Raw genomic sequence first — 24311 nt, 5'->3', positions numbered from 1 at the left:
TCGCATCGCGGGCGTCAAGGGGCGAACCGCTGCCGGAGCCGTCATGCCGGATATTCTCCCGCCAGCGCGCCGAACAGGATCACGGCGGCGGTGGAGGCGGCGCCGCCGCGCCCAAGCTGCTCGGCAAGCTCGGCAATCGTGGTGCGGACCAGCCGTTCGTCGGGACGCCCGAGAGATTCGGCGAACAGCGCCGGGGTGCGCGGCGCGAGACCGTGCGCGATCAATTTTGCGGCAAGCGCCGGAAAGGTGCGCCGGCCCATATAGACCACGGTCGTGGCCTCGGGATCGGCCAGCGCCGCCCAATTCAGATTGGGCGGCAACTCGCCGGTGACGTCGGCCCCGGTGATGAACTGCACCCGGCGGGAGGTATGCCGGCGGGTCAGGGGAATGCCGGCCTCGGCGGCGGCGACACAGGCGGAGGTGACCCCGGGAATGATCTCGTAGCCGATGCCGGCTTCGCGCAGCGTTTCCAGCTCCTCCTCGAGCCGGCCGAAAATGCCGGCATCGCCGGACTTCAGCCGCACCACGCGCACGCCGGTTGCGGCGTAGTCGACCAGGAGACGGTTGACGTGATGCTGCTTGGTCGAAGGACGCCCGGCCCGCTTTCCCACCGCGACGAGATTGGCGCCGGGCCGGGCGAGATCGAGGATCGCGCCGGAGGCAAGATCGTCATAGAGCACGACGTCTGCCTCGCGCAGCCGCGCCGCGCCCTTCACCGTGAGGAGCTCGGGATCGCCAGGGCCGGCGGAAACGAAAGAGACGAAGCCGCTCACCGGTCCTCCGCGATCAGATGAAAGAATGTGCCCGTGGCATGGCCACGGCGCGAGCCGGTCTCGGCGATGACCGCGCCGGTGGCGTCGTGCACGACCGCCAGCGGCGTATCGGGCTGGGCGAGGATGGTCGAATAGTGGAACTCGTGGCCGCGCAGGCGCGCGCCAGGCCGATGCCCCGGCATCGGCGCGGCGAGTTCGGCGAGACGATAGCCGAGATGCATGCGGCGCTTGGCAAAGCTGGTCTCCAGGCCGAGCAACCCCGTCATCTCATGACGGACGCCGTCGGCGTCGGTGAGGCCTGCGCCCAGCACCATATAGCCTCCGCATTCGCCATGCACGGGCCGCGTTTCGACGAACGCGCGCAAGGAGCTGCGAAAGCGCGCGTTGGCCGCGATCTTTCCGGCATGCAGCTCGGGATAGCCGCCCGGCAGCCAGCACACGTCGGCGCCCGCATCGGGCGCTTGATCGGCCAGCGGCGAGAACGGCACGATCTCGGCGCCCGCCGCGCGCCAGGCTTCCAGCATGTGCGGATAGACGAAGGAGAACGCCGCATCGCGCGCTAGCGCGATGCGCTGGCCGGGCGGCGTTACGTTCAGTCCGTTCACCATTCCTTGCGGCGACCATTTGCCTGCTGCGTATAGCACCGCATCGAGATCGACATGCTCGCCGACAAAGCGCGCGGCCTCGTCGATCAGCTTGCCGATCTCGGCCTGCTCCTCGGCCTGCACGAGGCCGAGATGCCGCTTCGGCAGGCTGATCTCGGCGTGGCGCGGCAGCGCGCCGAACACTTTGATGCCGGCCTCGTTCAGCGCGCGCCGCACCAGATCCTCGTGGCGGGGGCTGGCGACGCGATTGAGCACGACGCCCGCGAGGCGCACGCCGGCGCGGTAATCGCGAAGGCCTGCAGCGATCGCCGCTGCGGTCTGTGCCTGTCCCGAAGGATCGATCACCAGAACCACCGGCCAGTCCAGCATCTCCGCGATATCGGCGGTCGCTCCCGTGCCGGAGACACCGCGCGCGGCGACGCCGTCGAACAGGCCCATCGATCCCTCGGCGAGCACGACATCGGCGTCGGCGGCACGGCCGACGAGATGCGCGATGGTGCTGCGATCCATCGCCCAGCTATCGACATTAACAGAGGCGCGCCCGGTGGCGGCGGCGTGAAAGGCGGGATCGATGTAATCGGGCCCGCTCTTGAAGCACTGCACGTTCAGGCCGCGATGGCGCCAGGCACGGGCGAGCGCCAGCGTCAGCGTGGTCTTGCCGACGCCGGAGGCCGGCGCGGAGATGACAAGGCTCGCGGGCATCACGACGCCTCCGGAAAGCGCGGCTCGGCACCGACGGGCCGGTAGCGGCGGTCGTAATCGGCGGCGTAGAGACGGCTCTCGTCGAAATCGGCAGCGCCAAGCGTCCTGCCGACCAGGATCAGCGCCGTGCGCTCCATCTCGCCACCCACGGCCGCATCGAGCGTTGCCAGCGTCGCGCGCACGATGCGTTGCTCCGGCCAGCTCGCGCGCCAGACGATCGCGACCGGGCAATCCGCGCCGCAATGCGGCGTCAGCTCGGCGACGACATGGTCGAGCAGATGGATCGACAGGTGGATCGCGAGCACCGCGCCGGTCGATGCAAACGCGGCGAGCTTCTCGCCCTCGGGCATCGCGCTGGCGCGGCCCGGCGTGCGCGTCAGCACAACCGTCTGGGCCAAGCCGGGCAGCGTCAGCTCGGCCTCCAGCGCAGCCGCGGCAGCCGAGAACGAGGGAACGCCGGGTGTCACCGTGTAGGGAATCCCCAGCGTGCGCAAACGGCGGAGCTGCTCGCCCATCGCCGACCAGATCGAGAGATCGCCGGAATGCAGCCGCGCGACGTCCTGGCTCGCCGCATGCGCGGCTGCGATCTCGGCGATGATCTCGTCGAGCGACATCGGCGCGGTGTTGACGATCCGCGCCCCCGGCGGGCAATGCGCCAGCACGCCCTCCGGCACCAGCGAACCGGCATAGAGACAAACGGGACAGGCCGCGATCAGGTCGCGGCCGCGCAACGTGAGCAAGTCAGGCGCGCCCGGCCCGGCGCCGATGAAATGCACCGTCATGCGCCGTCTCCTTCGGCGATCGCGGCGGTCGCGGTGCGATCCTGCGAGACAACCCGTGTTGCAATCAACCGCGCGCCGGGACCGGCGACTGCGAGCGCCGCAGCCTCGGCCACAGATCCCGTGCCGAACCCTTCGGTGATCCGCACCGATTGCGTCGGCGTATCAATACCGGCCAACGCGTCGGCCGGGACAGCCTTGATGGGAACGCCACATTCGAGGGCGAGCTGCTTCAGAGGCTCCGCATCCGCCTTGTCGCTGACGGTTGCCATCGCCGCAAGCCCTTCCGCACCGCCGGCAGCCAGCAGCGCTTCGCGCAAGGAAGCCAGCGTCACATCGCGCTTGAAGCCGAGTCCGGCGACCTTCATCGCACCACACTCCACTGCACCACGGGGCGTGCCGCCTCCCATGACCGATAGCGGCCAAGAGGGGCGGCATGCGCAATCTCGGCCCGCATCAGCTCGCCGCCGTGGCGCTGATGGAGCTCGCCGAGCATCGCTTCCGTCTCCAGCGTGACCGAATGTGCGACGAGCCGCGCTCCCGGCGAGAGCCGCATCCAGATCGCATCGAACATCGCATTATCGAGGCCGCCGCCGATGAAGACGGCGTCCGGCGCGTCCAGTGCAGCCAGTGCGTCGGGCGCCCGGCCCGTGACGATACTGATCCGATGCGCCAGCCCGAACGCAGCAGCATTCTTGCGGATGTTCGCGGCGCGATCCTCACGCGCTTCGACCGCACTCGCCGTCCCACCACAGAGCGCCCACTCCACGGCGATCGAGCCTGAACCAGCGCCGATATCCCACAGCCGCTCGCCGGGCCGCGGCCCCAGGGCCGAAAGCGCAAACGCGCGCACCGGACGCTTGGTGATCTGGCCATCGTGAACGAAGAGATCGTCCGGCAGGCCGGAGCTGCGCGGAATGCCCTGCGTCCCCATTGCCAGCACCGCCACCGCGACCAGATCTCCAGCGATATCCTCGGCAAAGAGATCGGCGCGATGTTGATCGATATATTCGCGTGGACCGCCAAGCGCCTCGAGAGTCCACAAGAGTGAGGCGCCCCATCCGCGTTCCGTCAGCCATTTGGTGAGCTTGTCCACCGCCGCTGCGTCGCGCACCAGGCAAATGATGCGTGCATCTTGCGCCAGATGCGGCACAAGACGCTCGAACGGCGCAGCGTGGAGACCAAGACAGACAGTTGCTTCGAGGCGCCACCCCAACCGCGCGGCGGCGAGCGAAAACGTCGACGGTGCCGGATGCGCGATCCATTCGTCGCTGCCGAGCTTCTCGGCCAAGCTTGCGCCGGCGCCATGCCAGAACGGATCGCCCGAGACGAGCACGGCCGTCGGCCTTCCGCGGCAGCTCAGCACGACATTGGCATCGAACGGCACCGGCCACGGACGGCCGCGGCTGCCAATTTCGGCGAGCGCAAGATGGCGCTCGCCGCCGAACACGGTTTCGGCACTGGCAAGCGCCTTTCGGCTTGCCTCCGACAGCCCGGCAAGGCCATCTTCGCCGATACCGATGATGGTCAGCCAGGGATCAGACATGATTCGCGCCCTCATTCTGGGCGGAACGGCCGATGCGAGCCTGCTCGCCGCGGAGATCGCGCGCGCCGGCATCGACGCCGTCTATTCCTATGGCGGCCGCACCCGCGCGCCGGCCGATCAGCCGCTGCCGACCCGCATCGGCGGTTTTGGCGGCGTGAGCGGGCTGGCCGACTATATCCGCCGCGAAGGCATTACCCACGTGATCGACGCGACGCATCCGTTCGCGGCCGAGATGAGCCGCAATGCGGTCGAGGCGTGTGCGGAGACCGGCACGCCGTCGATCGCACTCGAGCGCGTGCCCTGGACGAAAGCGCCCGGCGATAACTGGATCGAAATTCGCGATGTCAATGCTGCCGTCGCCGCGCTGCCCGAGGCGCCGGCAAACGTGTTCCTCGCCATCGGCCGTCAGCACGTCGCGCCATTCGCGATGAAGCCGCAGCACACCTATACGCTGCGCTTCGTCGATCCCCCCGAGGCGGCCCTGCCCTTCGCCGCGGACGTGATCGTGTCGCGCGGACCGTTCACGCTCGAGGATGAGCTGGAGATGATGCGCACGCGCGGCATCGCCTGGATCGTCGCCCGCAATTCCGGCGGCGACGGCGCACGCGCCAAGATCGATGCGGCCCGCAGGCTCGGCCTTCCCGTCATCATGATCTCGCGACCGGAGCTGCCCGAGCGCCGACGGGTCGAGCGCGTCACCGACGTGATGCAATGGCTCGGTCATTCTGCCCGCCTCGGCGCATAGACCCAGCGGCCGACGCGGCGCGTCTGCGAATTGCCGAGGATCACCAGCGTGCGCATGTCGGCCATCTCGGGTGTCGCTTGGTTCAGCGTCACTATCTCGATCTTTTCATCAACCGCGCTGATCGCGCGCGCGAAGATCACGAGACGCTCGCCGCAGCCCGCCTCGCGAAGCACCGCCAGCGCCCGGGCGAATCCTTCCGGCCGGCTCGCCGAGCGCGGGTTGTACATCGCGATGGCAAAATCGGCTTCCGCCGCGAGGCGCAGGCGCTTCTCGATCACAGCCCACGGCTTGAGATTGTCGGACAGGTTGATCGCGCAGAAATCATGGCCGAGTGGCGCGCCGGCGCGTGCCGCCGCCGCCAGCATCGCCGTGATACCCGGCAGCACGCGGATCTGCAGCTCCCGCCATTGCGGCGCCTGCTCGAGCGCCTCGAACACGGCGGAGGCCATCGCGAAGACGCCGGGATCGCCGGAGGAGACGACCACGACCTGCCCGCCTTCGGCTGCCAGACGCAACGCCTCGCTCGCACGCTGCAGCTCCTCGCGATTGTCGGAGGGATGCAGGGTAAGGCCTGCTCGCGACGGCACGCGCGCGACATAGGGCGCATAGCCCAGAATATCGGTCGCCGCCGCGAGCGCGGCGGAAACCTCCGGCGTCACCAGCGCGTCGCTGCCCGGCCCGAGGCCCGCGATGGTCAGCGTGCCCGTCATTCGGCGGCGTCCAGATGCCGGCCCTTGCCGTGCACGAGCACGATCGCGAAATAAGGACAATCGCCGGCATCGATCTCGGCGAGCCGCACCACCCGCTCGCCCGGCATGGTGCCGCGCTCGACCAGCCAGGCATCGTCCAGCCGCCCTGCAGATAAGAGCGCACGGCGCACCTTTGCGAGATTGCGGCCGGTCTTCATGACCACAAGCGCATCGGAATCGCGCATGCGGCGTTCGAGCTCGTCCTCGGCAAGCGTGCCCATCAGCACGGTCGTCACGTCGTCGCCGAGCGCGATCGGCTGCCCGACGCCGTTCCAGCAACCGACCATGCCGGGAATGCCGGCGATCACCTCGATCTCTACGCGGCCTTGCAGACGCGTGTGCAGATGCATGAAGGAGCCGTAAAAATAAGGGTCGCCCTCGCACAGCACGACGACGTCGACGGCGCGCGAAAGCCGCGCCAGGCGCTCGGCCCATTCATCGTAGAAGCCTGCGAGCAGCTGGACATATTCCGCGCTATCGAACGCGATCTCGGTCGTCACAGGATATTCCATCGGATATTCGGTGACACCGACCGCCAGCATGCCGTCCACGATGCGGCGCGCCTGACCGGGCCTGCCCTTCTTGCGGAAATAGGCGACGTGGCTGGCGCCACGGACCGTGCGATCGGCGCGCACGCTCATCATATCGGGATCGCCGGGGCCTAGACCGCAGCAGATGATGCGTCCCATCTCTATTCGCTCCGGCTCGCCAGCGCATTCACGGCAGCAACCGTGATGGCGGAGCCGCCGAGGCGGCCTTCGACGGTCAGCGCAGGCGCCGGCGGATCGGCCATCAGCGCGGCCTTGGACTCGGCCGCGCCGACGAAGCCGACGGGACAGCCGATGATCGCCGCGGGCCGCGGGCAATCGCGATCCTCCAGCATGTTGAGCAGATGAAACAGCGCGGTCGGGGCATTGCCGATCGCGACGATCGCGCCGTCGAGGTGCGGCCGCCACAGCTCCAGCGCGGCAGCCGAGCGCGTGTTGCGCATGGACTGCGCGAGCGCAGGAACCGACTCGTCTCCGAGCGTGCAGATGACGGCATTGGCCGCCGGCAGCCTCGCGCGCGTGATGCCTTCCGAGACCATGCGCGCATCGCACAGGATCGGCGCGCCCTTCTGCAACGCCGCGCGCGCGGCAGTCGCCATACCAGGCGTGAAACGGATATGCGCTTCCAGGCCGACCATGCCGGCGGCATGGATCATCCGCACCACCACCTGTTCCTCGTCCGGCGTGAAGCGGGCGAGATCGGCCTCGGCCCGGATGGTGGCGAAGGATTGCCGGTAGATCGCAGCGCCGTCCGTCTCGTAGGTGTGCGGCATCAGTTCCCTCCCACGAGGATGGAGGGATCGCTGACGATGTCGGCCCCATTCAGGCCGCGCAGGGCCGGCTCGTCACGCGTCGACCCGTCGCGGACGAGATCGAAACCGGCGCGCGTCGCCACCAGCGTAACCGCAGCCGTGCCGGAATGGGCGCAGCCCTTGCCGCAACCGGACACGTGGAGGCGCGCATCGGCAGCGATGCGCGGCGCGAGCGCTGCTGCGAGCGCACGCGTATCGGCATGGGCTTCGCGGCAGCGCGGCGCACCGCTGCAGGCGATGACGCGCAACGCAGGATCGAACGGCTCGGTGATGAGGCCCGCCCCGCTCGGCATCTCGCGCTTGCCCTCGCTCAACACCATCCGCCACGGCGTCATGCGCAGCGCATGGCCGCAGGCCGCGAATTGCTGCAGCGTCGTGTGCAGCATCTGCCCGAACGCGACGCCGACCATGGCGCCTTGCGGATACTGCCCGGGCCGCACCGCGGCCATCACCGGCGCCGGCTCGGTCTCGCCGCGCAACGATTGAGGCAACCCGGCGCCGGATGCGATGTGGGCTGCCATGCGCCCACGCCCGTCCTTCACACCGCCGGAGATGAGGAACCAGCTTGCGAGCGCCAGCGCCGCGCTCACAGCCTGGCCGCGATCGACGGAACGGCCGAGCCTGGCGCCGTCGGCGCGCACCAGGAGAGCGCCCGAGCGGTCGCGCTCGATGCGGATGTCGGCGGAATCGGCGGCGAGAACGCGCGACCGTCCGTCATCGATGGCGAAGCCGAACTTGGTGGGAAGCGCGAGGCCGCTATCGGCAAGCGCCTCCTCGAGCTCCGCCGCAAGCGATTGGGTTTCGTCGCCGCTGCTCCAGAACGGCGTCACCAGGATGTTGCGCCTGGCTTCGATATCGGCGTCGGGATCGAGCAGTGCCAATCGCGCAAGACCGTCGAGCAGCGGCCGATGGCCGTCCTCCTTGACGCCCCGGATCTGCAGGTTGGCCCGGCTCGTGACGTCGATCAGACCATTGCCGAAGCGTTCAGCGAGTTCCGCGAGCCCGGAGATTTGTGGTGCTTCAAGGCGTCCGCCGAACGGGCGCACGCGCACCACAAGGCCGTCGCCCGATTGCATCGGGCGCAGCGCGCCGGGACACCAGCCCTTGACCGAGGCCGCGCTCATGAGGCCTCCCGCAGCGCCGCCGCGATCGAATTGCGCCGGGTTCGCCACAGCGAAGCCTCGTGCAGGCGCGTGAAGCAGGTTTCCATTGCGGCCAGCGCCGCCGGATTCTCGCGCGCCATGAAGGCGCGGACGTCGTCATTGCCGAGCGTCGCGTCGTAATAGAGGTCGAACAGATGCGGCGGCACGGCGCCGGCGAGATGCGCGAAGGCGGCCATGTGCTCAAGCGTCGCGGTGATCTCGGCGGCGCCGCGAAAGCCGTGGCGCATCATGCCGGCGATCCAGGCCGGATTGGCCGCGCGTGCCCGCACGACACGCGAGATTTCTTCGGTCAGCGTCCGCGCATGCGGCTCGGCGGGGCGCGTCGTGTCGAGGTGGTACAGCGACGGCGCGCCTGCGCCGAGATGCGCGGCTGCCGCAGCAACACCTGCCTCATGCGCGGCATAATCGGCAGCCAGCAGCAGATCGGTTTCGGGCAGGTCCTGGACATGGACAAAAGCGTCGGCCGATGCGAGACGCTGTTCGATGCCGGCGCGATCCGGCTGCATCGCGCCATCGGCAGAGAACGCCCAGGATGATGCCGACAGCCAGGCTTCGCCGGCGGCCTCGCGCGTCTCCGGCGTAAAGGCATCCGGGATCGCCGAGAGGCCGACTCCGTATTGTCCGGGCCGTGGCGCGAAAACGCGGGACGCGCGGTGGCGATACGGATTCTCCTCGCCCTCCTCCTCGCGCGCGGCGAGCGCCTCGGCGGCGGCTTCGAACAATTGCGCCAGAGGCGCGAAGACATCGCGGAACAGGCCGGATACGCGCAGCGTGACGTCGATGCGCGGGCGTCCGAGCTCGGCCGGCGCGATGATGTCGTAACCGGTGACGCGGCCGGAGGCATGATCCCAGCGCGGCGCGAGGCCGGCCAGATGCAGCGCCATCGCGAACTCCTCGCCCGCGGTGCGTATCGTCGCCGAGCCCCAGAGATCGACGACGAGGCCCTTCGGCCAGTCGCCGTGATCCTGCAGGTGACGGCGCAGCAGCTCTTCGGCGAGTTTTATCCCCTGCGCATGCGCCGACGGCGTCGGCACCGCGCGGGGGTCGACGGCGAAGAGATTGCGCCCGGTCGGCAGCACGTCCTGTCGCCCGCGATAGGGTGAGCCCGACGGCCCCGGCGCAACGCGCCGGCCGGCAAGCGCCACACGCAGCGCATCGCGCTCGGCGTCGCCGCAGGCGCCGCGGCCGAACACGTGCAGGCCGTCGCCGAACTGGCTCTCCTTGAGATCGCAGACGAAGCGATCGATCCGCGGGATGGCTTCGGCCGGCGCGGCCGAGGCATCCAGACCGAGATCGGCTTCGAGACCTGCCGCGCGCGCCTCGTCGCGGATCGCCGCAATCAGGCGCTGACGACGGGCGGGATCGAGTCCGTCAGCAGTGGAATATTCGTCGAGCAGGCGTTCGAGCCGGCGCAGGCCTTCCGGCACCGCGGATGTCTCCAGCGGCGGCGGCAGATGGCCGATGGTGACGGCACCGATACGGCGCTTGGCCTGCGCGGCCTCGCCGGGATCGTTGACGATGAAGGGATAAATGACGGGGAGATCGCCGATCAGCGCTTCCGGCCAGCACGACGACGACAGCGCGACGGATTTGCCGGGCAGCCATTCCAGCGTGCCATGCGCGCCCATATGCACGACGGCATCGATCCCCTGCTCGCGAAGCCAGAGATAGAACGCGACGTAAGCATGGCGCGGCGTGCGGGCGAGATCGTGATAATCGGCATCGCGCGTGGCCGCATCGCCGCGCTCGGGCTGGACCGCGATGATCGATTGGCCGCTTGCGATGGCCGCGAAATGGAACGTGCCGTCGCGGCAGTCCGGATCGGTCTCCGGCGCGCCCCAGGCTTGCGAGAGATCATCCTGCAAGGATTGGGGCAAACGCGAGAGCGCCGCGCGATAGTCGGGAATGCTCCAGGTCAAGCTCTGCTTCAGCAGCGTCTTGCCGAGCGCATGAACGGGCGCAATTTCGAAGCCGGCCTGACCGAGATCGGACACCAGCGCCTCGATCGAGGCCAGCGCATCGAGACCGACCGCATGCGCGATCTGATGCGGACGCCCCGGATAGTTCGAGAGCACGATCGCGGCACGCTTCCCGGCAGCCGGCGTTTCCGCAAGACGCTGCCAGGCCGCGACACGCGCGGCGACCGCTTTCACACGCGCTTCGTCCGGCCGGTGCGCCAGATGCGAGAACTGCAGATCGGCATCGCGCTCTGCCGCCGACTTGAAGCTCACGACACCAGTGAAGACGCGGCCGTCGACCTCGGGCAGCACCACATGCATCGCGAGATCGCCGGGCGACAGGCCACGCAGCGAGGTCGCCCAGTCCTCGCGCCGCGCCGTGGAGAGTGCGACCTGGAACACGGGACAGGATGCGGTATCGAACGGCGTCGTGCCGTCGTCGCCCACGGCCGAGAACGCCGTCGCGTTGACGATCGCAGCCGCCGGATTTTGCGCAAGATACGTGCGCAGCCAATCGGCGACGCCTGGAGCCCTCAGCGAGGTGACGAAGGCGCCATAGGCGTCAAAACCCTTCTCGCGCAACGCTGCGATCAGCGCATCGACGGGCCCGGTGTCCGCGGCGGTGAGATAGGAGCGATAGAACGTCACGAGCGCGAGCGGCTTCGCTCCGGCTGCCGGCGTAGCAATGACGCCGCGCGCGGGATCGTAAAATCCCATCTCGGGCACGGTCATCTCGCCGATGACAGGCCCGGCATAGAGACCCGAGGCCAGCGCGAGCTGCGCGATCGCCGCTTGCGCCGCGACCGGGCCGCCAGTGTCGCAGAGCACCTTGAGCCGGCGCAGCGTCGAGACCGGCAGGGTCGAATACTCATCGAGCCGCGTGTCGTCGCGGCCGTCGGCCGGCAGCACGGCGAGCACGATGTTGCGGTCCTTCGCGAGTTGCTGCAGCGCTGCGAGCCCATAGGGCCAATAGGATTCACCGCCGATCAGGCGCACCAAGATGCCGCGCGCCTGAGCCAGCGTGCGCTCGATATAGGTGTCGACCGACAGCGGATGACGCAGCTCGGCGAGATTGGCGAGCCGCAGCGACGGCAGGCTGCTGCGGCCGCGCCGCCAGCCGGCCGCAAACGCGGCAAGGTCGGAATCCGAATACGAGAGCACCACGAGATCGGCCGGGTCCTGGCCGATGTCTCTTGGCGTCGCGGTCTCCTCGAGACCGCGGCTCTCGCGGAAGACGACGTGCATCAGACTCCCAATCCCGCCTTGATCGCAGCCTCGTCGATATCGCCGTGCTCGCCGATCACGACGAGCTTCGACTGCCTGAGACCCGCGCCCCATGGCTTGTCGAACTGATGGCGCACGCGCTCGCCGACCGCCTGCAGCAACAGCCGCATCGGCTTGCCCGCGACCGCGATATAGCCCTTGGCCCGCAGCACGTTCTGCTCGCGCGCCAGCTTCTGGACCGATGCGACCAGCGCATCGACGTCAGCGACCTCCGGAAGCTCGATCACGACCGAAGCAAAGTCGTCATGCTCGTGCTCCTCTTCGCCGTCATGATGCGAGGGCCGCGCGGCAAGATCGTTCTCGGCGGCAGCACCGAGCCCGAGGATGACGCGCGCATCGATCGCGCCGTCGGTGACTGAAAGCATCGGCACGCGGCGCGGCATCTCGGCGGTGATCGCCGCCTTTGCGGCTTCGATGCCGGCCGCGCCCGCAAGATCGGCCTTGGTCAGCAGCACGATGTCCGCGCAGGCGATCTGGTCCTCGAACACTTCCGACAGCGGCGTCTCGTGATCGAGATTGTCGTCCGCCGCGCGCTGCGCCTCGACCGCCGCCGGATCGGGTGCGAAGCGGCCGGCGGCGACAGCCTCGGCATCGGCGAGCGCGATCACGCCGTCGACCGTGATGCGCGAGCGGATCTCCGGCCAGTCGAACGCCTTCAACAGCGGCTTCGGCAGTGCCAGGCCCGAGGTCTCGATCAGGATGTGATCGGGCCGCACCGGGCGCGCCAGCAATTGCTCCATCGTCGGAATGAAATCGTCGGCGACCGTGCAGCAGATGCAGCCATTGGCGAGCTCGACGATGTTCTCCTCCGGGCAGTTCGCATCGGCGCATGACTTCAGGATCTCGCCATCGACGCCCTCGCTGCCGAACTCGTTGACGAGCACGGCGAGCTTCTTGCCGCCGGCGTTGCTGAGCAGATGCTGGATCAGCGTCGTCTTGCCGGAGCCGAGGAAGCCGGTGACCACCGTGACCGGGACTTTTGCGAGCGAGTTCATTCGGCGGCCTCCGGCACGACGGCTATGGGGGGAATGCGGGCAAGCGACTGCTTGCGGAAGATTTCCGGCCGGCTGCGCCAGGGCACGATGCCATCCGGCGCGGCCGCATAGGCCGCAGCGCCTGCGACCACGTCCTGCGCATTCGCGTCGGACAAGCGGCCATAGACATAGGACCAGCGGCCGGGCGCGCTGAGCGCGACCGAGCAGCCCTGGCTGCAGGCCGACAGGCATTCGACGGGAACCACGCTGACGCCCTCGGGCACGCCGGCCTCGAGAATCGCGCCATGCAGGCGCTTGCCGGGCGTCGTCTCGCCCTCGCCCAGCGTCTGGCCGGCGCGGCAGGTGATGCAGACATGAAGTGTGACGGTCATCGCCTCTTCCAGATAACAGCGGGAGGCGATGAGGCGCACGGACCATTTTTCGAAAGGCCCGCTTCCCCGTCGCGGAACACCCCGTCCGCCGGTCCAAAACTCGTCCGCGCTGGCAGGTCTCCCGGCTTGCGGAGCAGGGTTTTCACCCTTCGATCCCCGCCTTCCCGATTCCCTAGGGAATCAGTGGCTTCGGGCATCTCTCCGGTCACGGTCGCGGGGGCGGCTGCAGTTTGGATCCCAATCTTGCCGATTCGGACCCTATCGCATTCCCTCTTCGCCTGTCATAGGACAGGAACCAACGCCCGGCCACCATTTGCCGGTGGCCGCCACTTGTCAAGCCGAAGGACCGGGTCCCATGACGCCTGAACCGGATACCCAAACAGCAGAGGAAACCGACACCAGGCATGCCCAGAAAATGGCGAAGAAGAAGGCCGCCCGCGACAAGATCATGGCGACCAAGAGCGGCGAAAAGGGCCTGATCATCGTCCATACCGGCGCAGGCAAGGGAAAATCCTCCTCGGCCTTCGGCATGATCGTCCGCTGTGTCGCGCACGGCTTCCCTTGCGCCGTCGTGCAATTCATCAAGGGCGCCTGGGATACCGGCGAACGGCGCCTGCTCACCGGCCATTTCGGCGATCTCTGTCAGTTCCACGCGATGGGCGAAGGTTTTACCTGGGAGACGCAGGACCGCGCTCGCGACATCGCCGCCGCGCGCGCCGGCTGGGAGAAGGCCAAGGAGCTGATCCTCGATGAGAGCTTGCGCATGGTCGTGCTCGACGAGATCAACATCGCGCTCCGCTACGACTATCTCGACATCGCCGAGGTGGTGGAGTTCCTGACGACGCAGAAGCCTGCGATGACGCATGTCGTGCTCACCGGCCGCAACGCCAAGGACGAGCTGATCGAGATCGCCGACCTCGTCACCGAGATGACGCTGGTCAAGCATCCCTTCCGTTCCGGCATCAAGGCGCAGGCCGGCGTCGAGTTCTGAAGGCACGATGGCACGCGCATTGATGATCCAGGGGGCCGGCTCGGACGTGGGCAAATCGCTCATCGTCGCGGGCCTCGCGCGCGCCTTCACGCGCCGCGGTCTGCGGGTGCTGCCGTTCAAGCCGCAGAACATGTCGAACAATGCGGCCGTCACTGTCGACGGCGGCGAGATCGGCCGTGCCCAGGCGCTGCAGGCGCTCGCCGCCGGCGTCGAGCCGCACACCGACATGAACCCGGTGCTGCTCAAGCCCGAGACCGATGTCGGCGCGCAAGTCGTGGTCCATGGCAAGCGCATCGCAACGGCCCGTGCGCGCGACTACGCGGCCATGAAGCCGTCGCTGATGGGCGCGGTGCTGGAGAGCTTCGAACGGCTGAAGGCCCGCGCCGATCTGGTGCTGGTCGAGGGCGCCGGCAGCCCGGCCGAAGTCAATTTGCGCAAGGCCGACATCGCCAATATGGGCTTCGCGCGCAAGGCGAACGTGCCGGTCGTGCTGGTCGGCGATATCGATCGCGGCGGCGTCATCGCGCAGCTGGTCGGCATCAAGACGGTGATCGACCCCGACGATGCCGCGATGATCTCCGGCTTCGTCATCAACAAGTTCCGCGGCGATCCCACGCTGTTCGACGACGGCTACAGGCTGATCGAGCAAAAGACTGCATGGCGCGGCCTTGGCGTGCTGCCCTGGTTTCCGCGTGCCGGCGAGTTGCCGGCCGAGGATGCGCTCGGCCTGAGCGACGCGCGCAAGCCCGGCCAGTGCAAGATCGCCTGTCTCGCACTCTCGCGGATCGCCAATTTCGACGATCTCGATCCGCTCAAGCTCGAGCCGGGTGTCGATCTCGTGATGGTGCGCCCGGGTGAGGCGATTCCGGGCGACGTGCGTCTCGTCATCATTCCCGGCTCGAAATCCACGCGCGGCGATCTCGCCTTCCTGCGCGCGCAGGGCTGGGACATCGACCTCTTCGCGCACCACCGCAGGGGCGGCCATGTGCTCGGTCTCTGCGGCGGCTACCAGATGCTGGGACGCAGCGTCGCCGACCCCGAGGGCATCGAGGGACCTGCGGGCGACACGCCGGGCCTCGGGCTTCTCGATGTCGAGACGGCGATGAGCCCGCAAAAGACCCTCACGCGCGTTGCGGCCGTGCATGCCGCGACCGATCAGCCGATCCAGGCTTACGAGATCCACATCGGCCGCACCGACGGCCCGGATCGCGCCCGCCCGTTCGCAAAGCTGGACGGCGAGCCTGAAGGCGCGATCTCAAGAGATGGTCGTGTGCAGGGCAGCTATCTGCACGGCCTGTTCACGTCGGATGATTTCCGCAAGGCCTATCTCGCCAAGCTCGGCATTCCCGCGGGCGAAGAGCTTTATCACGCCAGGGTCGAGAGCGCGCTCGAGGCGCTGGCCGATCAGATGGAAAAGCATCTCGACGTCCCAAGCCTGCTCGCGCTAGCGCGCTAGAGCCTCGGCAAGGCGCGTCCATTCGGCTTCGCGGCCGGGAAGTCCGAGGCGCAGCCATGTCGGCTGCTGCGCGAAGACGCGGGACCAGATGTGCCTGCGCGCCAGCTTGTCCTGCGCAGCCAGCGCGTCGGGCGTCTCGTACAAGCGAAACAGCGGCGTGCCGCCGATGAGCCGCCAGCCTTGCGCATGCGCCATCGCGTCGAGACGAAGACAATCGCGGGCGAGCCGCGCCGACGTTGCCTCGGCCCAGGCCTCATCGCGCAAGGCACGGCAGCCGATTTCGATCGCCGCGCCCGAAACAGGCCATGGGCCGGACATCGCAGCAAGCCTGTCGATGTCGGCGGCATGACCGATGGCGAAGCCGAGCCGCAGGCCGGCCAAGCCATAGAACTTACCGAACGACCGCAGGATCAACAGGCCCGGTCGATCCGCATCAGTTGCAAGCGACAATTGCGGAACGGCATCGGCAAAGCTCTCGTCGATGACGAGGCGGCCGACGCGTGGCAGCAGCGCGAGCAGATCCTTGCGCGAATGGCAGCGACCGTCGGGATTGTTGGGATTGACGACAATGGCGAGGTCCGCACAGGCCAGCGCATCGAGCTCCGCAACCTCCTGGACATCCCAGCCGGCGGCCGACAGGACGCCGGCATATTCATTGTAGGTCGGCGCGAGGATGCGCGCCCGTCCCGGCGTCGCGAGTTGCGGCAGCAATTGAATGGCGGCCTGAGCACCGCCCACCGCAACAACCGGCGCGCTCGTGCGATAGGCCTGCCGCGCCGCCCGATGCAGCGCCTCGATCTCGGCACGCGACGGCAGCGCGCTCCAAGCATGCAAGCTCACTTCGCCCACCGGATAAGGCAGCCGGTTGATGCCCGTCGACAGATCGATCCAATCTTCCGCGCGGCCGCCAAAACGCTGCTGGGCCTGGTCCAGATTTCCACCGTGCTCGCGCATGCCCTGTTTTTTCACACGAAGGCCAGGATCGCAAGCAGGCCTGCGAGCAGCAGCATGGCACGGCGGTAGACCGCCAATGCCTCGGCGATGTCGGCGGCGCGCGGATCGCGCGCGCCTTCGTTCAGCCAGGGCTCGTCGGTCGCGCGGCCGTGGTAGATGCGGGGGCCGCTGAGCCGCACACCGAGTCCGCCCGCCATGGCCGCTTCCGGCCAGCCGGCATTCGGCGAGCGATGCCGGCGCGCATCGCGCGTCATGCAGGCCAATGCCTCCGACCGCTGCGGTGCCAGCAGCACGAACAGGAATCCGGTCAGCCGCGCCGGAATGAAATTGGCGACATCGTCGATGCGCGCCGCCGCCCAGCCGAACGCCTCATGCCGTTCGCTGCGATGGCCGATCATGGAGTCCAGCGTGTTGATGGCCTTGTAGCCGAGGATACCGGGCAAGCCCAACAGCGCGCCCCAGAACACCGGCGCGACGATACCGTCGGAGGCGTTTTCGGCGAGGCTCTCGATCGCCGCGCGCGCGATGCCGGCTTCATCGAGGCTTGCGGGATCGCGGCCGACGATGCGCGAGACCGCATCGCGCGCCGCGGCAAGGTCGCCGGCCAGCAAGGGCGTGGCAACGGCAGCGACATGATCATGCAGCGAGCGCAGCGCGACCGATGGCCAGGCCAGGATGCCAATCAGCACGACCTGAATCCAGCCCGAAGGAAGCAGCGATTGAAGCGCCCAACCGACCGCAGCGGAGAGCGCGATCACCGCAAGCGCGCCGGCGATGCCGGCGGCTCGACGCAATGCCGGCGGATCGGACGCGCGATTCCAGGCGGTGTCGATGACCGCAATCAGCCAGCCGAGCCAGGTGACGGGATGGCCGATCCACGCGAACAGCCGGGCCGGCCAGCCCAGAAGGGCATCCACCGCCATCGCCACAACCATCGCGCCCGCAAAGTCCACATCTAGCTCCTGTCCCGCCCCTGTTGCGCAAGACGGCGGCCGAGCGCAAGCCCCTCGCCGCCTGATTTCGGCTTTGTCTTTGGCCGCGTTTGATGATTAGTGCTGCGGCAGGAGACCTTCATGGCCGTCATCTTGATCACCGGCGGGGCGCGATCGGGCAAAAGCACCCGGGCGGAAGCGCGCGCGCGCAGCTTTCCCGGCCAGCCCGTCTACATCGCGACGGCCGAAGCGCTCGATGGCGAAATGCAGGAACGCATCGCAAGACACCGTGCGCGGCGCGGAGCCGATTGGATCGAGCGCGAGGTGCCACTCAATCTGGTGTCGGCGCTGGTCGCGAGCGATGGCGGCGGCGCGCGACTCGTGGACTGCCTGACCCTCTGGCTCTCCAACGTCATGCATGCGGAGCTCAATTGGGAGGGCGAGGTGAACGCGCTTGCCGCCACCCTCCTCAACCTCAAGAGCCCTGTCGTGCTCGTCACCAACGAGGTCGGCCTCGGCATCGTCCCTGACAACGCGCTGGCGCGCAGTTTTCGAGACGCCGCCGGAATCATGAACCAGACGATCGCCGAGTTCGCCGACGAGGTCGAGTTCGTCGTCGCCGGCCTGCCGATGAAACTGAAATGATCCCGCGCGCCGAATTTCTCAAAGATATCTTCGCCGATCTCAGAATGGCGACATCGTTCGTGACGATCCTGCCGGTGGCATCCGCGAAGCCCGCGAGCGACGGCGCGATCACGCGCGCGACCTGGGCGCTGCCGGTCGCGGGACTGCTGGTCGGCCTCGCCGGAGCGCTCGTCTACAAGATCGCCATTCGCTTCGGACTGACGCCGGGCCTTGCCGCCTTGCTCGTGCTGGCCACGACGGCCCTCGTCACCGGCGCGCTGCACGAGGACGGACTCGCCGACACCGCGGACGGGCTCGGCGGCGGCCGCACCCGCGAGCGCAAGCTCGAGATCATGCGCGACAGCCGGATCGGGACCTACGGCATCTGCGCACTGATCCTGTCGTTCGGACTGCGCTGGAGCGCGCTTGTGACGATCGCAAATCCATGGTCGGTCATGCTCGCGCTGTGCGCGGCGCACGTTGCTGCCCGCGCCGGCGTGCCGGCCTTCATGTCGCTGGTGCCGCCGGCGCGGCCTGACGGTTTATCGGCCGGCGCCGGGGCGCCGCCGGGCCGCAGCGTGGCGATCGCCTTCGCGCTTGGAACGCTCGCGCTTGTGCTGGCGTTGGGGCCGGGCAAGGCGCTGGTCGGCCTGATCCTGCTGTCGCTTGCCGGCCTGATGCTGGCGCGGCTTGCCGTGCGCCAGATCGGCGGGCAGACCGGCGACATTCTCGGCGCATTCGAGCAGACCGGCGAGATCCTGATCCTGCTGGTGGCCGCGTCCTTCCAGCTGGGGCGATGACCTCATGGTCGAGTTCGACGATACCTTCCGCCAACACTTGCGCGAGCTGTTCGTGTGGCGCCGCGACGTGCGCCGCTTCCGCAGCGATCCGTTGCCGCAAGGCGCGATCGATCGCCTGATCGAGACCGCCTGCCTCTCGCCTTCGGTCGGCCTCAGCCAGCCCTGGCGCTTCGTGGTCGTGGAAGACGACGCACGGCGCCGGGCGGTCACCGACGATTTCAAGTCGTGCAATGCCGACGCCTTGAATTGCTATTCCGGCGAGCGCGCGGCGCGCTATGCCACGCTGAAACTGTCGGGCCTCGAACAGGCCCCCGGCCACCTTGCCGTGTTTGCCGACAAGGCCAGCGACATCGGCCACGGCCTCGGCCGCGCGACCATGCCGGAGACGACCGAATATTCCGTGGTCGCCGCGATCACCGCGATGTGGCTCGCCGCGCGTGCCGAGGGCATCGGCCTCGGCTGGGTGTCGATCCTCAATCCCGATCGCATTCACGCCATTCTCGATGTGCCTGATACCTGGAAATTCATCGCCTATCTCTGCATCGGCTATCCCGAGGTCGAGTGCGACCGGCCGGAGCTGGAGCAGGCGAAATGGGAGCAGCGGCGGAACGCGGAAGCGTTCACGCTGCGGCGCTAGGCTGGCACTCGAACGGTAACGCGACCGGGCGCCGGATCGAAAGCCTGCGAACGAACATTCACATGCGCCTTTCGCCGATTGTGGGCACCCCGCTTTCACGCTAAGCATCGAGCAGGGCAAGGCGATCGTGCAACGTAGTCCATGACGGGGCGATCCTTCGTTTCCGCGGCGATCAATCGCCGCGGCTTCATTCGTCTCGCGACTGCATCGGCCGCGGGATGGATCGCGCTCGGCGCAACGCCCGATCGCATGCGGATCGTCGCCTCGCTCACCGCATTGCCGCTCGACGACGAGCTGACCAGGCGCGGCATGATCGACAGCGCGAGTTCTCGCCTCGGCAACCTCGTCGCCGGCTTGCGGCAGCGCGGCTGGGTCGAAGGCGTCAACTTCCACCTCGAGCTCCGCTCGACCTTCGGCGCACCGGACAGACTGAAGGCGGCCGTCCAGGAACTGCTCGACCTCAAGCCGGACGTGATCCTGACGGGGTCGACGATCGAGACCGCCGCGGTCCTTGCCGCCACCAGGACCATCCCGGTGGTGTTTGCGACCGCGAACGATCCGGTCGGCAACGGCTTCGTCGAAAGCCTCGCCCATCCAGGCGGCAACGCCACCGGCTTCACCAACAGCAGCGCCGAGATGGGCGGCAAATGGCTGCAGCTGATCCGCGAGGCCGTGCCTGATGTCGCGCGCGTCGGCGTGCTGTTCAACCCGGCGACCACGCCGCGCGGCGGGCGCTTCTTTCTCGACTCGATCGAGCAGGAGGCCGCAGCGTCCGGCGTGTCCGCGGTCCCCGCCCCCGTCAACGCGCCGGCGGAGATCGACGATGCCGTCAGGCGCTTCTCCGAACCGCCCAAGGCGGCGATGCTGGCGCTGGTCGACAGCTTTCTCGTCGTCAACCGCAAGGCGGTCGTCGCGGCAGCCGCCCAGTACCGCGTGCCCACGATCTATCCGTTCCATTATTTCATGGATGCAGGCGGGCTGATGAGCTACGGACCGACGCTCGAGGTGCGCTCGGCCGACTACGTCGATCTCATCCTGCGCGGCACCAGGGCCGGCGACCTTCCGGTGCAATCGCCGCGCAAATACGAGCTGTTGATCAACCGCACGGTCGCCCGCACGCTCGGCTTGACCATCCAGTTCACGCTGCTCGCACGCGCCGACGAGATCCGCGAGTGAACGAGCCGATCGACCAGGGACAATCGCAGGCGCCTCCCGGCCGGCTGTTCAGGAAATATCTCTACGCGATCGTCGCCCTCGCCTTTGCCGCGCTCGCCATCAACACCGGCTTCGACGTCTGGTTCTCCTATCGCGAGCAGAAGCAGCTGCTGGCGGCGACCCAGCGCGAGCAGGCCGCTTCCGCAGCGATCCAGATCGGCCAGTTCATCGGTCAGATCGAGAACCAGATCAGGTGGCTCGCGCGCCTGCCGCCGGAGCTGTCGACCAACGAGGACGAGCGGCTGAACGCCACCCGCCTGCTGCGCCTCTCGCCTGCGATCGCGGAGATCGCCCAGCTCAATTCGGAAGGCCGGGAGCAGGTGCGCGTGTCGCGCCGCATCGCCGACAAGGTCGGCAGCAACGCCGACCTCTCCGCTTCAGCCGCCTTCCGCGGCGCCAGTGACAGCCGGGCCTACTACGGTCCCGTCTACTTCTTCGCCGACACCGAGCCGTTCATGACGCTCGCCACGCGCGGCACCGGGCGCGACCCCAATGTGATCGTCGCCGAGGTCAACCTGCGCTTCATCTGGGACCTGGTCGCCGGGATCAGGGTCGGCAACACCGGCAAGGCCTATGTCGTCGACCGCATGGGCGTCTTGATCGCGCATCCCGATCTGTGGCGGGCGCTCCAGCGCAGCGATCTCTCCGGCCATGCCGACGTCCGCTCCGCGCTCGACAGCGTCGGGCCGCCTTCGGGCGGCCTCGTCAAGCAAGGTCTGTCCGGCCAACGCGTGCTGTCGACCTATGCGACGGTGCCCTCGCTCGGCTGGCTGGTGTTCGTCGAGCTGCCGCTCACCGAAGCTTACGCGCCGATCTATGCCTCGATCGGCCGCTCGAGCTTCCTCCTCGTGATCCTGCTGGCCTGCGCCGTGCTGGTCTCGCTGGTTCTCAGCCGGCGCATGACCGTGCCGATCCAGCTGCTGACGCAAGGAGCGAGGCGGATCGGCAGCGGCGATCTCGACTCGCGCCTCGCGATCAAGACCGGCGACGAGCTGGAGGCGCTCGGCGAGCAGTTCAACCGCATGGCGGCGCATTTGCGCGAATCCTACGCCACGCTCGAGCGCAAGGTGATCGAGCGCACCTCCGAGCTGGAGAAGGCCCGCGACCACGCGCTCGCCGAGCACGATTCCGCCGAGCGCGCGCGCAGCGCGGCGGTGGCGGCCAACGAGACCAAGTCGCGCTTCCTCGCCGTCGTCAGCCACGAGCTGCGCACGCCGCTCAACGGGGTCATGGGCGTGCTGCAACTCCTGGACGACGGCAGCCTCGGCGAGGCCCAGCGCCGCCACCTCGCCACGGCGGCGGCGTCGGGCGAAACGCTGATCGCACTGGTCGATGCGGTGCTGGAATATGCCCGCCTCGAGGCCAGCACGGAAATGCTGGAGACGCGCGACTTCCGTCTCGGCCAGCTCATCGAAGCCGCCGCAGACCTGATGCGTCCGCAAGCCCTGGATAAGGGCCTCAGCTTCGACCTCGCCTGCGATACGACGGTCGCCACCGCCGTGCATGCCGATCCGGTCAGGCTCAATCGCATCCTGCTCAACCTGATCGGCAACGCGATCAAGTTCACCCCGAGCGGCGGCATCGGCGTGAGCGCAGCAGCCGAGCGGCACGACGATCACCTCCTCCTGCGCATCGATGTGCGCGACACCGGCATCGGCATCGCGCCCGAGCTGCACGAGCGGATCTTCGAGGATTTCGTCCAGGCCGACGACAGCATCGCGCGGCGCTTCGGCGGCACCGGCCTCGGCCTTGTGATCGCGCGCCGCCTCACCCGCCTGATGCGCGGTGAGCTCAAGGTCGAGAGCGCGCCTGGCGCGGGCAGCACCTTCACGCTTCAAGTGCCGCTCGGACTTGCCGGAAACAGCGTGGCGCAAGGCGCGCTTGCGCCGCCCTCGCGGCAGCTCCGCGTGCTCCTGGTCGACGATGACCCCGTCAATTGCGAGGTCGGCGCGGCGATCCTGCACCGGCTCGGCCACCACGCCACGATCGCCAGGAACGGCGCCTCCGCCGTCGCGCTCGCCCGCGATCAGACCTTCGACGTCATTCTGATGGATCTGCACATGCCCGACATGGACGGCGTCGAGGCGGCCTTCCGGATCGGCGAGCTCGGTCTTGCCAAGATGCCCCGCATCATCGCCGTGACCGCCGACGTCTCCCGCCGCGCCCGCGATCGGCTTGCCGGCGCCGGCATTGCCAAGGTCGTCAGCAAGCCGATCCTGATCAACGCGCTGCGCGAGGCGATCGAGGATGACCTTGCGGCCGAGCCTGTAGCGGCGCAACGCCCGGCAACCGAACTGATCGATCGGCCCTTCCTCGATGACCAGCGCGAGCTGCTGGGCGCGGCGCAAATCGACAAGCTCCGGCAGCTTCTGCAGCAGACGGGCGCCCGGCTGATCGACGACATCGCCACGGCCGCGGCGGCCTGCGACCACAGGCAGCTCGCACGATTGGCGCACCAGCTCGGCAGCGCGGCAAGCGCGCTCGGCCTCGTCCGCCTGTTCGAGCGCTGCCGCGAGGTCGAGGAAGCAGCGCCCGCGATGTCACGGCACGAGCATGAGAGTGCGGCGCGTGAACTCGCCGAGCTTCGACGGGCCTCGATGCGGGCGCTGGACGATCTGCTTCAGCCGGCCCAGCAGCATTCGGTCGGCTAACCCCGGCTCGTCCGCGCGCCCTCCTCCCTGCCGAACCGCTCCACCAAAAAATCGATGAAAAGCCGCACCTTCACCGACAGGTGCCGGGTCGGCGGATAGACCGCATAGAGCGCCAGCGGCGGCGCGGAATAGCTGTCCAGCACCGTCCGCAGCTCGCCCTTCCGCAACGCATCGGCCGCAATGAACTCCGGCAGCAGCGCCAGGCCCCTGCCCTCGATCGCGACGTCGCGCAGCACCTCGGCATTGTTGACGCAGAGCGACCAGGCCGGCTGGATCCAGTGGTCGCCGTCGCTGCCTGTGAGCTTCCACTGATTGCCGGTGAGCAGGAAGCCGTAGGTCAGCGAAGCATGCTCGCGCAGGTCCTGCGGATGCCTTGGCGTGCCGTGCCGCGCCAGATAATCCGGCGACGCACAGATCATGCGCGGCACCGGCATGATTTTTCGCGCGATCAAACTCGAAGACTCCAGCTCCGCGATCCGCAACGTCACGTCAAAACCGTCCTGCACGGGATCGAGCAGATCGTCGCTGAGCACGATCTGGAGCTGAAGCTCCGGGTAACGCGCCATGAAATCGGCGAGCACCGGCCCGAGCCGCATCGTGCCGAACGACATCGGCGCGTTGACACGAAGCAGCCCCCGCGGCGCCGACTGGGCCTGCGCCACCGCCTGGTCGGCGGCTTCGATCTCGGAGAGGATCACGACTGCACGTTCGAAATAGCGCTGGCCGTTCTCGGTGGGGCTCGCATGCCTTGTGGTGCGGTTCAGGAGCTGGACGCCGAGGCTCTCCTCGAGGTCGGCGATGTATTTGCTGATCGCCGAGCGCGACAGCCGCAGCTGCCGGCCGGCCTCGGCAAAGCTGCCGCTTTCGACCACCTTCACGAACGCCCGAAGGCTGCCGAGCTTATCCAAGGCGTCGCCCTGTCGATTGTTTCCAAATCGTAGACATAGCCGTCATATTTGCATGGATTGTCTCCAATCCAAAGCGGAACGATATTTCCGGTCAGAGCAAGACCGCTCCCCGA

The 24311-nt window shown here is 68.2% G+C and carries 23 protein-coding genes and 1 riboswitch; of the genes, 8 read left to right on the top strand and 15 right to left on the bottom strand.

Annotated elements, in window-relative coordinates:
- Nucleotides 1–41 precede the first annotated feature (41 nt).
- Genes cobA through BDOA9_RS17625 form a run of 5 tightly spaced genes read right to left on the bottom strand, consistent with a single transcriptional unit; the run spans nt 42 to nt 4405 of the window.
- On the bottom strand, nt 42–773 hold the full coding sequence (gene cobA, locus BDOA9_RS17645; protein ID WP_025035283.1) for a uroporphyrinogen-III C-methyltransferase: 732 nt from the start codon (nt 771–773) through the stop codon (nt 42–44).
- A complete protein-coding gene (locus BDOA9_RS17640; RefSeq protein ID WP_025035282.1) occupies nt 770–2080 on the bottom strand; it encodes a cobyrinate a,c-diamide synthase in 1311 nt (436 codons plus the stop codon). Before BDOA9_RS17640 ends, cobA begins: the two co-directional genes overlap by 4 nt.
- The gene (gene cobM, locus BDOA9_RS17635) at nt 2080–2862 is read right to left on the bottom strand and encodes a precorrin-4 C(11)-methyltransferase (protein ID WP_025035281.1); all 783 of its coding nucleotides are present in this window, start codon (nt 2860–2862) and stop codon (nt 2080–2082) included. The genes BDOA9_RS17640 and cobM overlap by 1 nt, the downstream gene beginning before the upstream one ends.
- A complete protein-coding gene (locus tag BDOA9_RS17630; RefSeq protein ID WP_025035280.1) occupies nt 2859–3227 on the bottom strand; it encodes a cobalamin biosynthesis protein in 369 nt (122 codons plus the stop codon). Before BDOA9_RS17630 ends, cobM begins: the two co-directional genes overlap by 4 nt.
- Nucleotides 3224–4405, bottom strand: a complete 1182-nt coding sequence (locus tag BDOA9_RS17625) for a bifunctional cobalt-precorrin-7 (C(5))-methyltransferase/cobalt-precorrin-6B (C(15))-methyltransferase (RefSeq protein ID WP_025035279.1) — start codon at nt 4403–4405, stop codon at nt 3224–3226. The genes BDOA9_RS17630 and BDOA9_RS17625 overlap by 4 nt, the downstream gene beginning before the upstream one ends.
- On the opposite strand from BDOA9_RS17625, the gene BDOA9_RS17620 reads away from it, so the two are divergent.
- Nucleotides 4404–5150, top strand: a complete 747-nt coding sequence (locus tag BDOA9_RS17620) for a cobalt-precorrin-6A reductase (RefSeq protein ID WP_025035278.1) — start codon at nt 4404–4406, stop codon at nt 5148–5150. The two genes, BDOA9_RS17625 and BDOA9_RS17620, sit on opposite strands and share 2 nt — an antisense overlap.
- On the opposite strand, the gene cobJ is transcribed toward BDOA9_RS17620, so the two are convergent.
- From cobJ to BDOA9_RS17585, 7 genes are read right to left on the bottom strand one after another with little or no spacing between them, the layout of a single operon-like run.
- On the bottom strand, nt 5126–5860 hold the full coding sequence (gene cobJ / locus BDOA9_RS17615; RefSeq protein WP_025035277.1) for a precorrin-3B C(17)-methyltransferase: 735 nt from the start codon (nt 5858–5860) through the stop codon (nt 5126–5128). The genes BDOA9_RS17620 and cobJ overlap by 25 nt on opposite strands.
- Nucleotides 5857–6588 (bottom strand): precorrin-2 C(20)-methyltransferase, encoded by a 732-nt coding sequence (locus BDOA9_RS17610; protein WP_025035276.1) that lies wholly within the window; start codon nt 6586–6588, stop codon nt 5857–5859. The genes cobJ and BDOA9_RS17610 overlap by 4 nt, the downstream gene beginning before the upstream one ends.
- Before the next feature lie 2 nt (nt 6589–6590).
- A complete protein-coding gene (locus BDOA9_RS17605; RefSeq protein WP_025035275.1) occupies nt 6591–7220 on the bottom strand; it encodes a precorrin-8X methylmutase in 630 nt (209 codons plus the stop codon).
- On the bottom strand, nt 7220–8383 hold the full coding sequence (gene cobG, locus BDOA9_RS17600) for a precorrin-3B synthase (protein WP_025035274.1): 1164 nt from the start codon (nt 8381–8383) through the stop codon (nt 7220–7222). Before cobG ends, BDOA9_RS17605 begins: the two co-directional genes overlap by 1 nt.
- On the bottom strand, nt 8380–11625 hold the full coding sequence (cobN, locus tag BDOA9_RS17595; RefSeq protein ID WP_025035273.1) for a cobaltochelatase subunit CobN: 3246 nt from the start codon (nt 11623–11625) through the stop codon (nt 8380–8382). Before cobN ends, cobG begins: the two co-directional genes overlap by 4 nt.
- Entirely contained in the window at nt 11625–12659 is a 1035-nt protein-coding gene (gene cobW / locus BDOA9_RS17590; protein WP_025035272.1) for a cobalamin biosynthesis protein CobW, read from the bottom strand. Before cobW ends, cobN begins: the two co-directional genes overlap by 1 nt.
- A complete protein-coding gene (locus tag BDOA9_RS17585) occupies nt 12656–13030 on the bottom strand; it encodes a DUF1636 family protein (RefSeq protein WP_025035271.1) in 375 nt (124 codons plus the stop codon). The genes cobW and BDOA9_RS17585 overlap by 4 nt, the downstream gene beginning before the upstream one ends.
- Nucleotides 13031–13124: 94 nt before the next feature.
- Nucleotides 13125–13345: riboswitch (cobalamin riboswitch) on the bottom strand.
- Between the two features lie 40 nt (nt 13346–13385).
- Here BDOA9_RS17585 and cobO point away from each other — a divergent pair.
- Both cobO and BDOA9_RS17575 read left to right on the top strand, forming a co-directional pair.
- Nucleotides 13386–14021: a cob(I)yrinic acid a,c-diamide adenosyltransferase gene (cobO, locus tag BDOA9_RS17580; protein ID WP_025035270.1), complete on the top strand. Its 636-nt coding sequence runs from the start codon at nt 13386–13388 to the stop codon at nt 14019–14021.
- A 7-nt stretch (nt 14022–14028) separates the two neighbouring features.
- Nucleotides 14029–15477: a cobyric acid synthase gene (locus BDOA9_RS17575; RefSeq protein WP_025035269.1), complete on the top strand. Its 1449-nt coding sequence runs from the start codon at nt 14029–14031 to the stop codon at nt 15475–15477.
- Here the strand turns inward: BDOA9_RS17575 and cobD are convergent.
- Complete coding sequence (gene cobD, locus BDOA9_RS17570) at nt 15466–16431, bottom strand: threonine-phosphate decarboxylase CobD (RefSeq protein ID WP_025035268.1); 966 nt, start codon at nt 16429–16431, stop codon at nt 15466–15468. The two genes, BDOA9_RS17575 and cobD, sit on opposite strands and share 12 nt — an antisense overlap.
- 11 nt (nt 16432–16442) lie before the next feature.
- A complete protein-coding gene (cbiB, locus tag BDOA9_RS17565) occupies nt 16443–17384 on the bottom strand; it encodes an adenosylcobinamide-phosphate synthase CbiB (RefSeq protein WP_025035267.1) in 942 nt (313 codons plus the stop codon).
- A gap of 120 nt (nt 17385–17504) precedes the next feature.
- Here cbiB and cobU point away from each other — a divergent pair, with 120 nt between their 5' ends.
- The 5 genes from cobU to BDOA9_RS17540 all read left to right on the top strand — a co-directional run bounded on the left by cobU (nt 17505) and on the right by BDOA9_RS17540 (nt 23290).
- Nucleotides 17505–18008, top strand: coding sequence for a bifunctional adenosylcobinamide kinase/adenosylcobinamide-phosphate guanylyltransferase (gene cobU, locus BDOA9_RS17560; protein WP_025035266.1), 504 nt, complete (start codon nt 17505–17507; stop codon nt 18006–18008).
- Complete coding sequence (cobS, locus tag BDOA9_RS17555; RefSeq protein WP_025035265.1) at nt 18005–18787, top strand: adenosylcobinamide-GDP ribazoletransferase; 783 nt, start codon at nt 18005–18007, stop codon at nt 18785–18787. Before cobU ends, cobS begins: the two co-directional genes overlap by 4 nt.
- Nucleotides 18788–18791: 4 nt before the next feature.
- Nucleotides 18792–19424: a 5,6-dimethylbenzimidazole synthase gene (gene bluB, locus BDOA9_RS17550; RefSeq protein ID WP_025035264.1), complete on the top strand. Its 633-nt coding sequence runs from the start codon at nt 18792–18794 to the stop codon at nt 19422–19424.
- Nucleotides 19425–19565: 141 nt separating this feature from the next.
- Nucleotides 19566–20600 carry an ABC transporter substrate-binding protein gene (locus BDOA9_RS17545; RefSeq protein ID WP_025035263.1) on the top strand — a complete coding sequence of 345 codons (1035 nt, stop codon included), beginning with the start codon at nt 19566–19568 and terminating at the stop codon, nt 20598–20600.
- Nucleotides 20597–23290, top strand: a complete 2694-nt coding sequence (locus BDOA9_RS17540; RefSeq protein WP_025035262.1) for a hybrid sensor histidine kinase/response regulator — start codon at nt 20597–20599, stop codon at nt 23288–23290. The genes BDOA9_RS17545 and BDOA9_RS17540 overlap by 4 nt, the downstream gene beginning before the upstream one ends.
- On the opposite strand, the gene BDOA9_RS17535 is transcribed toward BDOA9_RS17540, so the two are convergent.
- A complete protein-coding gene (locus tag BDOA9_RS17535) occupies nt 23287–24198 on the bottom strand; it encodes a LysR family transcriptional regulator (RefSeq protein WP_025035261.1) in 912 nt (303 codons plus the stop codon). The two genes, BDOA9_RS17540 and BDOA9_RS17535, sit on opposite strands and share 4 nt — an antisense overlap.
- Between the last annotated feature and the right edge of the window lie 113 nt (nt 24199–24311).

This window comes from Bradyrhizobium sp. DOA9, assembly GCF_000617845.2.
In the GTDB taxonomy this organism is placed as follows: Bacteria; Pseudomonadota; Alphaproteobacteria; order Rhizobiales; family Xanthobacteraceae; genus Bradyrhizobium.
The sequence above is the reverse complement of the archived record's forward strand: the minus strand, read 5'-3'. Positions and strand labels throughout refer to the sequence as shown.

Bases quoted from the DNA above. Each gene is read 5' to 3' on its own strand.
- cobG (WP_025035274.1), bottom strand. From the start codon at position 8,383: ATGAGCGCGGCCTCGGTCAAGGGCTGGTGTCCCGGCGCGCTGCGCCCG.
- cobU (WP_025035266.1), top strand. From the start codon at position 17,505: ATGGCCGTCATCTTGATCACCGGCGGGGCGCGATCGGGCAAAAGCACC.
- BDOA9_RS17610 (WP_025035276.1), bottom strand. From the start codon at position 6,588: ATGGGACGCATCATCTGCTGCGGTCTAGGCCCCGGCGATCCCGATATG.
- BDOA9_RS17625 (WP_025035279.1), bottom strand. From the start codon at position 4,405: ATGTCTGATCCCTGGCTGACCATCATCGGTATCGGCGAAGATGGCCTT.
- cobO (WP_025035270.1), top strand. From the start codon at position 13,386: ATGACGCCTGAACCGGATACCCAAACAGCAGAGGAAACCGACACCAGG.
- BDOA9_RS17605 (WP_025035275.1), bottom strand. From the start codon at position 7,220: ATGCCGCACACCTACGAGACGGACGGCGCTGCGATCTACCGGCAATCC.
- BDOA9_RS17585 (WP_025035271.1), bottom strand. From the start codon at position 13,030: ATGACCGTCACACTTCATGTCTGCATCACCTGCCGCGCCGGCCAGACG.
- cobM (WP_025035281.1), bottom strand. From the start codon at position 2,862: ATGACGGTGCATTTCATCGGCGCCGGGCCGGGCGCGCCTGACTTGCTC.
- cobD (WP_025035268.1), bottom strand. From the start codon at position 16,431: ATGCGCGAGCACGGTGGAAATCTGGACCAGGCCCAGCAGCGTTTTGGC.
- bluB (WP_025035264.1), top strand. From the start codon at position 18,792: ATGGTCGAGTTCGACGATACCTTCCGCCAACACTTGCGCGAGCTGTTC.
- BDOA9_RS17620 (WP_025035278.1), top strand. From the start codon at position 4,404: ATGATTCGCGCCCTCATTCTGGGCGGAACGGCCGATGCGAGCCTGCTC.
- BDOA9_RS17640 (WP_025035282.1), bottom strand. From the start codon at position 2,080: ATGCCCGCGAGCCTTGTCATCTCCGCGCCGGCCTCCGGCGTCGGCAAG.
- BDOA9_RS17630 (WP_025035280.1), bottom strand. From the start codon at position 3,227: ATGAAGGTCGCCGGACTCGGCTTCAAGCGCGATGTGACGCTGGCTTCC.
- BDOA9_RS17545 (WP_025035263.1), top strand. From the start codon at position 19,566: ATGACGGGGCGATCCTTCGTTTCCGCGGCGATCAATCGCCGCGGCTTC.
- cobS (WP_025035265.1), top strand. From the start codon at position 18,005: ATGATCCCGCGCGCCGAATTTCTCAAAGATATCTTCGCCGATCTCAGA.
- BDOA9_RS17575 (WP_025035269.1), top strand. From the start codon at position 14,029: ATGGCACGCGCATTGATGATCCAGGGGGCCGGCTCGGACGTGGGCAAA.
- cobJ (WP_025035277.1), bottom strand. From the start codon at position 5,860: ATGACGGGCACGCTGACCATCGCGGGCCTCGGGCCGGGCAGCGACGCG.
- cobW (WP_025035272.1), bottom strand. From the start codon at position 12,659: ATGAACTCGCTCGCAAAAGTCCCGGTCACGGTGGTCACCGGCTTCCTC.
- cobN (WP_025035273.1), bottom strand. From the start codon at position 11,625: ATGCACGTCGTCTTCCGCGAGAGCCGCGGTCTCGAGGAGACCGCGACG.